The sequence below is a fragment of the Colwellia asteriadis genome (assembly GCF_039523295.1).
GTDB lineage: Bacteria > Pseudomonadota > Gammaproteobacteria > Enterobacterales > Alteromonadaceae > Colwellia > Colwellia asteriadis.
The window spans coordinates 270,394-283,230 of the sequence record NZ_BAAAFA010000003.1 but is presented as its reverse complement, the minus strand read 5'-3'; the positions used below and the strand labels follow the sequence as shown (position 1 = coordinate 283,230).

The window sequence follows — 12,837 nt, the reverse complement described above, 5'->3', positions numbered from 1 at the left end:
GCTTTAATTATTTAAATAGTAAGGGCGCTTATAGCCAAAGATACTATCATTAAACATTTCTTGTGTACCAATAGCGGACTGCTGCCCATCAAGCCCTTTAATAATAAACTGTACCATGAAACCGCTATCAAATTCATCGCGCTTCTCGATATCATTATTATTTTCATCTAGATTAGAATTTATGTGGCGATGGTAGGCAACACGTATAGCCCAACAACAACTTTCATATTGAAAACCAGCATAGCTTTCTAAGCTTCTTTGTTGTTTTAAATCTTGAGTTATACGACCAACAAAAGACCAATTACTATTAATGGCCATACTAGTGAGCGCAGAGACTTGCTCTAAGCTATTACCTGAGACATCACGAGTATACCTATGGTTCAATTGTAAGGTATTAAATTTATCAAAGTGGTAATCTAAGTTTACTTGGCCTTTATTGGTGAAGTTCCCTAGGGTGTTATATTGAATGTCACCACTTATTTGCCATTGATGGTTTAAGCGAAAGAAAACATCAGCGGCAACAGAAGACTCTTTGGTGGTTAATGGTGTTGTTTGTACTAAAGCTGTGTTGTTATTTTCAGTAATGTTACGACTTGATAAATATTGAATACGACCAACACTAAAGCGAAATACCTCTAAATTTGAAGTGTCCAATATTCGACTGGTTATACCCCAAGTGTATTGATTCGCTGCAGATATCCTATCTAAACCACTGTAACGTCTATCACGGAAAAGTCCGTTGTAATCCTCTTGTAAGCTGGTTGTGTCGTATAAACCAATATTAGATTGGTCTTTTTCGGGAATGTACAAATATTGTAATTGTGGCTCAAATGTATGGCGATAATCGTTACCAAATGCAGTCATATTGCGATCAAAGTTAATGCCGCCATGTACACGTACTTTCGGTAAGGTTCGTTGTACGGTTTCGTCTAAAGGGCTGCCAACGTTAATATTACTTTGTTGATAATAGGTGTGCATAAGCTTCATTTCTGAGTTAAGAAACCAAGCTGGAGTTGATATTGGTAACGTAACTCCGGCTTCTACGTGATACCTATTTGCTTCAACTTGTCCCTCTTCAGCGGCTTGAAAACTGCTCATTTCAGAGTAAAGTTCAAATTGCCCTGATAAAAAGTTCAGCGGTTGTTGTGCCGCTATTTCTATATGAGGAATGGTTTTATAGCTAGGGTTGTGGCTACCTAAGACTTCGAAATCTTGTAGTTTTAGGGTGGTTTGCCATTGCTCGCCAAAATAAGATAATTCACCTAACTGGTATAAGTAAGCATCATTAGAGTTGTATTGCTTACTCCCAATATCAACGAGGTAGTTGTCATCACTGATTGTGGTGTAATCTATGTATGCACGAAAGTCTTCAGAGAAAGTACCGATGTGCTGAAATCTTGCTAAATAGCGAGGATCACTACTTTTTAAGGCTTTATCGTTATTTAAGTACTCTAAATCTATTTGACCTGATTGTAAGCCAGTTAAATAACGTACTTCTGTTTGTAGTTGCATGCCACGTTTTGACATGTAATGAGGAGTAATTGTTGCGTCTAAGTTCTCTGCTATATTCCAATAAAATGGTGTTTCAACCTCTAATCCTGAATTACTTGAGCTACTGATTTTAGGATAAAGAAAGCCACTAGTACGCTTTTTTGAAACAGGAAATGAGAAATAAGGAACATAAAGAATTGGCACATCCATCACTCTAAATTGAGCATGGTATGCTTCACCAAAGTCGCCAGTGGCAGATAAATTAATTTCTTTAGCTTTTATTTGCCAGCTAGGTACTTCGCCAGCGCACGTCGTGAAGGTCGAATCTAATAAACTTAAACGCCCATCAGTACTAACAAATAGTTTGCCTGCGCTACCGTGACCAGGGTTACCATTAAGTTGGTATGCTGCATCAGTCATCGCGGTAGAGCTTTCTTGTTTACTTGCGCTGAGACTATTTGCAAAAATATTAATATCGTTGCTTTGGTATTGAATATTGCCTAAAGCCTCTATGCTCATTTTAAGTCGATTAAATGACAATTCATCAGCAATTATTTTTTGACTTTTATCGACTAAGGTCACACCACCGCTAAATTGTGCAATTTGATCTTTTTCGATACCAGCATAATGCGAATATATGTTAATACTATTGTCATTAACTGTAGGTGTATTAGCTCCTATTTCTGCAAAAGTGGGAATAGGACAGAACATAGGCTTGGTTTCAGGTGCTTCGCTAGGTGTGGCTGAGTTAGCGCTTACTTCATGTGTAAGGCATAATAAGAAAAGGCAGAGAGAAACATTTATTTGTCGGGAAAAAAGCATTTAATATCCGGAAAAGTGGCGATAATGTTAATAATGATGATTTTTAATGTGATGAACTCATTATTTTAATGCTAAATCCAGTTATAATATAGCAATTTTTTGCGTTGTCTTTAAATCTTATGCTTTTTTAGCAATGTTATTTCTAAATCTTTTCAATAGGTCATAGTTTATATGCGTATTTGGGGTAAAATCTTAGGTTTTTTATTCGGTTTAATGTTGAGTAAAAATATTGTTGGTGCATTACTTGGAGCTTGGCTAGGGCACCTATTTGACCGAGGCCGAGGTTTTGATTTCAATGCTATGTCAGGCAATGAAGAAGATGATGTTTCCCGCCAAGCAACATTTTTTTATAGTACCTTCTCAATTATGGGGCATGTCGCTAAAGCGAAAGGGCAGGTAACGAGTCATGAAATTGCTTTTGCTAGTGCTTACATGGACAAATTGGGCTTAACAAGCCAGCTACGTAAACAGGCACAAGATGCTTTTAGAGAAGGTAAATCGGAAGCTTTTCCGCTCAAAGATCGTTTAATTAAATTTAAGCGTATCATGGGCAACCGTCAGGATTTATTGCTGATGTTTTTGGAAATCCAAATTCAAGTTGCATTTAGTGATGGCGAGCTCGATAAAGAAGAGCGTGCAGTGTTGCATACCATTGCTAAATATTTAGGTTATTCTGCGCGCGAGCTTGATAATTTATTGGAAATGATTATTGCTAGTGCATCATTTCATCAGCAATCAGGGTCGTCAGGGAGACAACAAAGTAGTCAAACAAGTGGTCAACAATTAAATAATGCTTATAAAGTTTTAGGTGTTGAAGCAAGCACCCCAATGCCAGCAATTAAAAAGGCATATAAAAAGTTAATGTCACAGCATCACCCCGATAAGTTGATTGCTAAAGGTTTACCGCCAGAAATGATGGAAACAGCTAAGCAAAAAACTCAAGATATTCAAGCCGCTTACGATTTGATTTCTAAACAGGTGAAGTAGTAAATGGGTTGCCTAGCTAATGGCTACCAGCCAATAGATTTCAGCCAACCATTAATTTGACTTAATAATTCATTATTAGGGTAATAGCCAGAGAGTGTATTGTTAAGTTGTCGTTGACGGTAATAAACTTTCATTTCTTGAGCTGATGACGACATTCGCATCGGTATCGCGGCGATTACACTGGGATGATCGTAATGTAAATAAAGATCGAGTAAAGGCAGTTCTAATAAAGCAACATTTTTAGCAAGGTCTTCATTGAGTTGAGTTTGAAGATCTCGGCTACCTCTGCGATAACTGCTTAATAGCACCAACGCATTAGGCGCGGTGGTTAACTTAGCTACATCATCTGCAGGTTCTGTATTCTCACTTAATAAATCGACTAAAAAGGCGCCATTGTTACCTTGTGCTATTACAATCACAATACCGGGATGTTCTTTCGCTTTATTCATTGTTGCGGTAAGTATTGCAGCAAGTTGCTTTTTATACTCAGTGATTAAGGGGGTATTTTGCTCTTGTTGTTCGGTTGCTGTAAGCGCGGTTGACGGATAACCTTCGGGTTTATCGTGAGGCTGAATCGTTATAGTAGTCCAGCCATGTTTTGGTAACGCCTTACGTAAAAAATTAATCGCTTTTGGGTTAGTTGCTCCTTGTTGCCAATCAGGTAATAAAATGGCAACGCCCTTACTGTTAGCCGTTGTGAATTTTTGTTCTAAGGTTAGATAGCTCTCAGGACCCGCAAGTAAAGGTTTAACCCGTTCTGCTGCGATATAATGCTTTAAGTCTTGTGTATGTTGAACGCCGTAATTTATCGGCATAGGTTGCTGTTCTTTTTCTTGCTCTTTATTTGGTGAGTCTGTTTTTGTTTTCGCTTGTTCGGTAGCCGTGCTTTCTTTCGTTTTTTCGGTTGCTTTACTTTCCTCAAATGCTTGAGTATTTAACGCGAGTACGCTTACAGTTAACAAGATAATACATGGTAATGAGAAAAGCTTAATGGGCATAATTATTGTTTCTCCAATGTATTTATCATGATCTCAGCTTATTGAGTGTTTTTATATATAGTACTTGCTTATATCTTATCGACACTTTTATACCAAGCGTTAATTACATTCTATATTTTATCTAAATATGTAACCATTTCAGTGATTAGTTAAACGGACATGGTGCGTTAAAGCTGACCTGCGCTTGAGTGCTTGGGTGTGTAAAGCTTAAGCTTAGCGCGTGTAACTGTAAGCGAGGGCTTAACGCTAACGCTTGTGGGTTTGCATAAAGACGATCACCCAAAATAGGGTTTCCTAACGCTAGCATGTGTACGCGTAATTGGTGCGAACGACCAGTAACAGGGCTAAGTTCAACCAAAGTGCTATTACGTTCATTACTGGTATCACGGCTCAGTACTTTGTAATGTGTTAGTGCGGCTTTACCGTAGTCATGGTCAACCATTTGTTTAGGGCGATTAGGCCAATCACAGATCAAGGGTAAATCGACACTACCTTGATCTTGTGCAACCTGACCGTAAACTCTGGCAATATAGCTTTTTTGGGTTTGTCGCTTTTCAAATTGGCGACTAATCGCTACATGAGCTGGCTTATTTAGCGCTAATAGCATTAAACCAGAGGTAGCCATATCAAGGCGGTGCACTATGGTTGCTGTTGGTAATACGCGTTGTACTCTATTTTGTAAGCAGTCTTGATGCTCAGGTAAGCGCCCAGGTACGCTTAAAATACCACTGGTTTTATTAATGATAACAATATCACTGTCTTGATAAATAATATCAAGATACGGTGACATTGGTGGGGTATAAATAAAGTCTGGGTTAGCAGCCATACATTTCCTTTTTTATAGCAGGGGCTTATTCATAACCCCTGCTAGTTTTTTGTTAGTGGGTAACCACTATCATACGTATCGCTTCAAAGGTGAGTTGTGCTTTGTCTATATAATGGCTCAACTCCTGTTGCTGTGTGGCAATAAAGTCTATTTCTTCTTGGCGTACACTCGGGTTTATGGCTTTTAGTGCGGTTAACCTTTCTTGCTCTTGTGTCAGCTTAATGTTCATCATGGCTAGTGCTTTTTCTTGAATGGCATTAATTTCTTTATCGCCATGAGCTTCTGCTTTAGTCACTAATGGGCCAATTTGACTTTTTAATGCTTTTACTAACTGCAATGCCATTTGCTTTTTAACCGGAGCAAGCTGCTTGTCTAACACGTCTTCACTGACTTTTTCTGCGAGATTGTTACCATTTTTATCCACTAAAATACGAATAGGCGTAGTCGGTAAATAGCGCCCTAGTTGTAAGTTAGCAGGCGCTGTTGCTTCTACAGTAAATAAACACTCTAAAAAGAAAGTACCAACGGGTAACGCTTCGTTCTTTAAAAGCCCGATACTGGCATTACCAATATCGTCACTAAGCACTAAGTCTAAAACACCACGCACCATAGGATGATCCCAAGTGAGTAATTGATAGTTCTCGCTTATCAGGGCAGTATCACGATTAAAGGTAACTGTTGTGCCATCTTCAGGTAAGCAAGGGAAGTTGCTATTGAGCATGTGCTCAGTTGGATTTAAGGCTATAGCATTATCGGCTTTGTCGTCTTGTTGAACACCAAAAACATCTAATGCTTGAAACATAAACTGAGGGAGGTTGATATCATTATCAACAGCCGCTATTTTCTCTACTAATTCGTGGGCACGACCTTGACCTGACGAGTTCAGCTCTAATAATTTATCACGGCCTGACTCTAACTCGGCTTTGATGTCTAAATGCTTTTGCCAACTCTGCGCGATTAATGTCTCTGCTTCGCTTGATTGTTGTTGAGCCGTTAAAGCTAAAGATAATAACTGTTCACCAAAGCTTTCAAACACTACACGGCCAGTAATACAGGTGTTTTCAAAAGCTTGCATGCCTTGGTGATACCAGTCAAATAACAAGTGCTGAGCAGAGTCACTGAAATAAGGTACATGTAAGCGAATAATTTCTTGTTGGCCAATACGGTCTAAGCGACCAATACGCTGCTCTAATAAATCAGGGTTGCTTGGTAAATCAAATAATACTAAATGATGCGCAAACTGGAAGTTTCGACCTTCACTGCCTATTTCAGAGCAGAGTAATAATTGGGCGCTGTCTTCATCTTGTGCAAAATAAGCAGCTGCTTTATCGCGCTCAAAAATAGATAAACCTTCGTGGAATACTGCCGCGCGTATTCCTTCTTTAATACGAAGAACGGCCTCTAAATCAATCGCGGTTTGTGCGTTGGCACAAATCACTAAAACTTTCTCTTTATTTAATGACTTTAATAGTTCAATTAAATAATCAACACGGGGATCAAAGTCTGTCCAGGTTTCGCTGTGGTGATCTAAGCCAAAGAGCATTTCAGGGGTAAAAATAAATTTAGCTTGTGGTGATGTCAGCAGTGCCTCAGGTGAGTCACTTAACATAAGCTTATTAATCGCTTCTTGATATTGTTCAGGCATCGCAAGAGCGGTTGGTTTGAGCTCTCTTGCTGGAAAGCCTTTAATCGTGTTGCGTGAGTTTCTAAATAAAATACGCCCAGTACCGTGTCTATCTAAAAGCTGTTTTAATAATTGTTGACGGGTATTTTTGGCAACTGTTTCATCTTTATCATTAAGTAACGGTAATTGCTTGGCAATATCAACTTCAGCTAATAAGCGAGTAAGGGTTTGTGCTTGCTCGCTTGTTAATGTTTGTTTTTCAACTAGGGCGTTAGCTGCACTGGCAACAGCGCCATAATGTGATTCTTCCTCAGTGAATTTTTCGTAATCGAAGAAACGATCAGGGTCAAGTAAACGTAAACGCGCAAAGTGACTTTCATGACCTAGTTGATCAGGGGTCGCGGTAAGTAATAATACCCCAGGAATCACTTGAGCTAATTGTTCAATACATTGATATTCAAGGCTTGGGTTGTTTTGTTGCCAATTAAGATGATGGGCTTCATCAACCACCATTAAATCCCACTCTTCGCTTAGTAGTGCTTCATACCACTCAGGGTTTTTAGTAATAAAATCAAGGTTAACTAAAACTAATTGCTCAGAGCTGAAAGGATTAACTTTTTTACCATCTACATATTCACCGTGCTGACTGCTTTCTACGCAGCGATCTGTATCGAATAAACTAAATTGCAAATTGAAACGGCGTAACATTTCAACTAGCCATTGGTGCATTAATGACTCAGGCACGATGATCAATACTCGCTTAGCGCGACCACTGACAAGCTGTTGATGAATAATAAGCCCCGCTTCAATGGTTTTACCTAAACCTACTTCATCGGCAAGTAATACTCGTGGCGCAAAACGGCTGCCTACTTCATCGGCAATATAAAGTTGATGGGGAATTAAACTGACTCTACCACCAGTTAAACCCATTAAATCTGACTGTTGTTGCTGGTATTGATGACGTAATGAGTCCTTGCGTAAACGGAACCAATCAAGTCGGTCAACTTGGCTGTTTAATAAGCGGTCGTGTGGTTTATTAAACTTTATGAAGTGGTCTATCATCACTTCTTTTAATGACGCTGACTCTTGAATATCTTGGCGTATACCTTCGTAAGTGATGATGCCGTGAGCTTCACTATACGACTCTACTTTTAACATCCAGCCTTCATGACTTGGAATAATATCGCCAGTATTAAAAATAACACGCGTTAATGGTGCGTTTTCTTTAGCGTATTTTCTTGATTCGCCTGTGGCGGTAAATACGATATTGACAAACCTATGCTCGACACCGGTAACTGTACCTAGTCCTTGATCTGATTCACTGTCACTGATCCAACGTTGACCGGGTTTAAATGGCATAGGCTTAATTCTCCAACTACTAAAATAATATTGTTCCCCTAATAATGTAGACAAATTATACAGAAAATTCAGGGGCAAAAAAGGGGCGCTATATTACTCTTTATCATAGAAGTGATCATTAAAAAAATAACCTATTGAAGGAAAAAATTATGCTTGCTAACTGAGAATGATGGTATTACTGTGAACAGGCTATACTTATAATCATAAGTGATGCGTAGATATTGTTTTTTTGTGCTTGTTTTATATGAATTTATATTAGGGACGTTGACTTTCGAGATTGTTTTTGCAGCTTTTTGTTGGGTGTTTATACAAGGCTGAGCCTTTGTCGTGTGGTTAATCAGGACAATAGGTTCCAACATTGTCTAATAAGCTACATCCATGTAGCGTTACCTAACAAGGTGATAACGCAGTAAAAATTTCCAACAAACGCTGTTAGAAGGATTCGGCTAAAAGCGTTTTACGCTTTGTTGAACAGCCCCTAGCTTTAATTAACCTAGAGTTGATTTATTACTGTTTTGTATTTGTTTTGTCAGTTAATCACGGAGATTGCTTATGACTGAAGAAAATATGAAGAACGAAAACGCCGCCGTAGAAAATATCATTTATATCTTAGACACGAATATCCTCTTGCACGAACCCTTTGCATTCCTTTCTTTTAAAGAGCACGACGTTGTTGTGCCTATGACTGTACTTGAAGAGTTAGACTCAATAAAAGATAGAAATAAAGATGTTAGTCGCGATGCCCGTGTGGCAATACGCGCACTTGAAGATACATTACGCGACGCTTCGCCTGAGCAAGTATTAACGGGAGTGAAATTACCACAAAATGATGAGCAACATCCAAGTGGTTGTTTAGCGATTATAAACGACTACGCACTAACGCAAACCGCAAGTGTATTATCGTTTAATGAAAACGATAATCGTATTATCAATGCCGCGCTTCATATTCAAAAGAAACATCCGAACAAAAAAATAGTCTTGGTTACTAAAGATATTAATATGCGCTTAAAAGCTAAAGGAGCAGGGCTAGCACATGTTGAAGATTATCGTACTGACCAATTAATTGATGATATTCAATTTTTAACTAAAGGTTATCATAAGTTTGAAGGTGATTTTTGGCAAAACATTAACTCGGTAAATAGTGAAGCAGAAGGACGAAATACCACGCATTACGTTAGCAAGTCAGTAGTGCCTCTAAGCTATATTAATGAATACCTTATTGACGAAACCGAGAACTTTGCGGGAAAAATTACTGGTTTTGACGATGAAAATATCTCTATTTTAGACTTAGGGAGAGATCGCCTACTCGCTAAAAATGCATGGGGCATACACCCTAAAAATATTTATCAGGGAATGGCGATGGACGCTTTACTCGACCCTAATATTGATTTAGTCATCTTAACGGGGCCTGCCGGTTGCGGTAAAACGGGTATTACGTCAACAATAATATCAATATTTGTGCAGACCTCAGTAAAAATAAAGTCTCTAGCTCATTTTTTACAAAGAAATATTATAAAAAACTTCTCATTCACTAATCAAATTAAGACTCCTTCTAAATTATTCTTAGGAGAGTGTTATGTTTAAAAATAAAATAATTATGGATTTAACTAGTAGTCACGGATTAATAAAAAATAATCTTGAGGTAAATCAATAATGAAAAATTCAAACGAAAATAGAAATCCACGTGTACTCGATACATCAGCTTTAGTACATGATCCTAAGAGTCTCTTAGCATACAGAGATGATATATATATCTGTCTAACCGTGCTTGAAGAACTAGACAACTTAAAAGAGCGCACAGACAAAAATGTAAGCCAAGACGCTCGTGCTGTTATTCGAATGCTTGAGGACATCATTAACGGTCACTCAAGTGAAGAAATGGAAAAGGGTATCCAGCTACCTTCTACTGAAACCGCAAAACGCGGAAAATTATTCATTGGTATTGATACTCAGATAGACTTTGCTAAAGAGTTAAAGCATGCCATCGGTAGTGATGCTGATAACCGTATTATCAATTACGCACTTCATTTGCAAAATACATTAAAGGAAGATGTGTCGATTGTAAGTCGTGATATCAATATGCGCTTAAAGGCACGGACAATTGGTGTTGATGCCGAAGATGTACTTGTCGATAATCAAATTTCGGATGTTGATTTACTCTACACAGGAGTTCAATCATTTACTGGTGACCTGTTTGATCGCTGTGAAGAAGAAAAAGATTTTGCGATGTCTGGAAAGTTATACCGTTTCAATCGTGATATTTTTAACGACGAAGCTCAGCCGAATATGTATTGGTATGATGAAGTTGGTCACGTTGGGAAAATAAAGGAAGTAACTGATGAACATATCTTCACGACATTACTTCAAAGAAAACCTGAAAAAATATGGGGAATACTTCCTAAGAATCAACGCCAAGCAGTCGCTTTAGATCAACTTACCGATCCTGATTTTGATCTAAATATCATCCTTGGCCCTGCGGGTTCCGGTAAAACTTTTTTAGCGATTGCGGCTGGGTTACACCAAGTTCTTGAATTAAAGCAATATAAAAAAATCGTTGTCGTGAGAAGTCGAGATTTCATGGATGATGATCCAGGCTTCCTCCCAGGTGATCTAACTGAAAAATCATTACCTTTGTTAGCTGGTGTTACAGATGCTTTGATTTCAATGCATTCAGACGATGAAGATGATGAAAAGAGTACTCGCGCTACTGTCGAACATATTATTGATAGAGCGAATATAGAGTTTACTTCCATGGCTTATTTTAGAGGTAGATCAATTGATGATGCCGTTCTCATTATTGATGAAGCTCAGAATATGACGAGAGCGCAAATGAAAGGAATGCTTAGTCGCGGTGGTAAAAACTGCCGAACTATCGTACTTGGAAATCTTGCGCAAATTGATGATAGGTTCGTTACTCCTGCATCATCAGGAGCTAGTGCAGCAGTTAATATCTATCGTAACTATGAAAAAGGTAGTGTTTTGATATTCGATGAAGTTGAAAGAAGTTCTCTAGCTGATTTCACAGAAAAGAATTTTTAGACCTAATTATCAATTGATTTAAATATGTAATAACAGCCATAGCTTTTAATTAAGCTATGGTCTGTTAGAGAGGCCAGCCTCCACCTTAGCAGGCCAAATAGAGTGATGTGATCTAAGTAAAAAGGCGCTGGTTTATTAGGTAGTGAATCAATCTAACACGCGATAAATAATCTTCTTTTGAATGTCATTCAATTTCACTCGTATATTTACCTTTATTTTGTAAATTCAAATCACACTTGTGATAGATAAATCTTGCTCACTTTTTTAGGTCTGTTTTATTTATAAAACAATGCCAGATGATATTTAGAGTATTTATTTTTTAGTATAGATTTCAATATATTAACTATGAGAAAATGATTGGTAGGAGTTAATTAATAGGAGATGACATAAATAATAATATTAAGGTAAGAAAATGAGCGTAAATTGTTTTTATAAAAGTGAATTAACAGAAGAGTTGAAAAAAGAGCTACTTAACAGAAAAGATTTTAGCAATAAAGATCAGGAAATCCTGCACTTTATGTTATTTGAAATAATCAAAGAGTACGAATTTTCAAAAATTTTAATTCAACAAAATGTAAGTGTGGCTGATGATGAAGGCATCGAATATTTATATTTTATTGACGGTCAGTACTTACCATTTCAACAAAGAAAAGATTTCGCAAGGTATGTTTTCAACAAATCTAAATTTGCGACAGATTTAAAAATGTCTTATCAATATCACAATCACAATGGCGAAGTCCTTATTAAATTTCTAGAAGCTGCGACAGCAGCATTAGTTGATTATGCTATTTCAGGTGTATTTAAAGATATAGTAAGTAATGGAGGGCTATTTGTTACGGCTCCAATAGAAACGGCTTAATGTGCTTCAATCCTCCTAATTATGGACGCTGCTCGTATTAAAGTTCCCCTCATCGAGAAAAATCTTTTAGCCATGATATGTATTACCTTGATGAATAATATCAATGCAGTAAAAACTGTTTATCATATTACTTAAAGTGGAATTTAGTGTAATAATAGACATGGCTTTGTATGTTTAATCTTGTAAAGTCAGGCCGTATCAAAGAGGCCAGTTCCCACATTAGCGGACGAAATGGATTTACTTTGATTAGTTAGTTAATTCGCATAGCGGATCATTTTCCAATAAAAATTTATTCAACAATAAGTGCAGTGGGCTTTTTGTTGTTTATTTTTGTATTGGTGAATAAATGTCGCTAAAAAATGACGACTTGCTTAATAATGTTAAAAGACAAGCAAAAAGGCTTTCGAAAAAATTATCTATTCCGCTTGGCCAAAGCCAAGAAATGTTGTCCTATGTTGTTTATGGCTGTGATAGTTATGGACAGTTAATTTCATTTCTGAAGTCTGATTCCTTTGAAAATCAAAATCTGATATTAGCGGCTTTACACCCAAGAGCAGAAGACTTCCTTCTAAAGCTCCTTCATACAGATATGAATAATATTTTATCTCGCTTTAATGAAAGAGTTGAAAAAATAAAAATAAACGAAAATAGCGTTGTTGAAATTTTCGGTATTGAACCAACTGATTTTAAAAGTAAAATAAAATAAAATCCTTTTAAATTATACAGATATGTATAATTCTGTTCTGTTTACAATCGTTTTACTCTCATATATATTAGCAAAAAAGGCTGTACGGACAGCCTATGCCTACACATATTTAGCTGATATTTAAAT

8 protein-coding genes and 1 pseudogene are annotated in these 12,837 nt (G+C 37.3%); 5 read left to right on the top strand and 4 right to left on the bottom strand.

From position 1 onward, the window contains the following. Positions 1–3: 3 nt before the first annotated feature. On the bottom strand, positions 4–2,313 hold the full coding sequence (gene lptD, locus ABD005_RS06040) for an LPS assembly protein LptD (RefSeq protein WP_215980768.1): 2,310 nt from the start codon (positions 2,311–2,313) through the stop codon (positions 4–6). Between the two features lie 171 nt (positions 2,314–2,484). Between lptD and djlA the strand changes: the two genes are divergently transcribed. Beyond that, a complete protein-coding gene (gene djlA / locus ABD005_RS06035; RefSeq protein ID WP_215980769.1) occupies positions 2,485–3,300 on the top strand; it encodes a co-chaperone DjlA in 816 nt (271 codons plus the stop codon). 23 nt (positions 3,301–3,323) lie between these two features. Here the strand turns inward: djlA and ABD005_RS06030 are convergent, their stop codons facing one another. From ABD005_RS06030 to rapA, 3 genes are all read right to left on the bottom strand, one after another. Next, positions 3,324–4,298, bottom strand: a complete 975-nt coding sequence (locus ABD005_RS06030) for a DUF3530 family protein (protein WP_343816186.1) — start codon at positions 4,296–4,298, stop codon at positions 3,324–3,326. A 145-nt stretch (positions 4,299–4,443) separates the two neighbouring features. Then, positions 4,444–5,124 carry a pseudouridine synthase gene (locus tag ABD005_RS06025; RefSeq protein WP_343816184.1) on the bottom strand — a complete coding sequence of 227 codons (681 nt, stop codon included), beginning with the start codon at positions 5,122–5,124 and terminating at the stop codon, positions 4,444–4,446. Between the two features lie 52 nt (positions 5,125–5,176). Next, a complete protein-coding gene (rapA, locus tag ABD005_RS06020) occupies positions 5,177–8,107 on the bottom strand; it encodes an RNA polymerase-associated protein RapA (protein ID WP_343816182.1) in 2,931 nt (976 codons plus the stop codon). Between the two features lie 552 nt (positions 8,108–8,659). On the opposite strand from rapA, the pseudogene ABD005_RS06015 reads away from it, so the two are divergent. The 4 genes and pseudogenes from ABD005_RS06015 to ABD005_RS06000 all read left to right on the top strand — a co-directional run. After that, positions 8,660–9,535 (top strand): annotated as a pseudogene (locus ABD005_RS06015) (PIN domain-containing protein); the annotation flags it as partial. Positions 9,536–9,760: 225 nt separating this feature from the next. Beyond that, positions 9,761–11,146 carry a PhoH family protein gene (locus ABD005_RS06010; RefSeq protein ID WP_343816180.1) on the top strand — a complete coding sequence of 462 codons (1,386 nt, stop codon included), beginning with the start codon at positions 9,761–9,763 and terminating at the stop codon, positions 11,144–11,146. 412 nt (positions 11,147–11,558) lie between these two features. Beyond that, the gene (locus tag ABD005_RS06005) at positions 11,559–12,005 is read left to right on the top strand and encodes a hypothetical protein (protein WP_343816178.1); all 447 of its coding nucleotides are present in this window, start codon (positions 11,559–11,561) and stop codon (positions 12,003–12,005) included. Between the two features lie 346 nt (positions 12,006–12,351). Beyond that, positions 12,352–12,711, top strand: coding sequence for a hypothetical protein (locus ABD005_RS06000; RefSeq protein WP_343816176.1), 360 nt, complete (start codon positions 12,352–12,354; stop codon positions 12,709–12,711). Positions 12,712–12,837 lie beyond the last annotated feature (126 nt).

What these genes read in the sequence shown, in the direction of transcription:
- lptD (WP_215980768.1), bottom strand. Translation starts at nt 2,313, where the DNA reads ATGCTTTTTTCCCGACAAATAAATGTTTCTCTCTGCCTTTTCTTATTA.
- djlA (WP_215980769.1), top strand. Translation starts at nt 2,485, where the DNA reads ATGCGTATTTGGGGTAAAATCTTAGGTTTTTTATTCGGTTTAATGTTG.
- ABD005_RS06030 (WP_343816186.1), bottom strand. Translation starts at nt 4,298, where the DNA reads ATGCCCATTAAGCTTTTCTCATTACCATGTATTATCTTGTTAACTGTA.
- ABD005_RS06025 (WP_343816184.1), bottom strand. Translation starts at nt 5,124, where the DNA reads ATGGCTGCTAACCCAGACTTTATTTATACCCCACCAATGTCACCGTAT.
- rapA (WP_343816182.1), bottom strand. Translation starts at nt 8,107, where the DNA reads ATGCCATTTAAACCCGGTCAACGTTGGATCAGTGACAGTGAATCAGAT.
- ABD005_RS06010 (WP_343816180.1), top strand. Translation starts at nt 9,761, where the DNA reads ATGAAAAATTCAAACGAAAATAGAAATCCACGTGTACTCGATACATCA.
- ABD005_RS06005 (WP_343816178.1), top strand. Translation starts at nt 11,559, where the DNA reads ATGAGCGTAAATTGTTTTTATAAAAGTGAATTAACAGAAGAGTTGAAA.
- ABD005_RS06000 (WP_343816176.1), top strand. Translation starts at nt 12,352, where the DNA reads ATGTCGCTAAAAAATGACGACTTGCTTAATAATGTTAAAAGACAAGCA.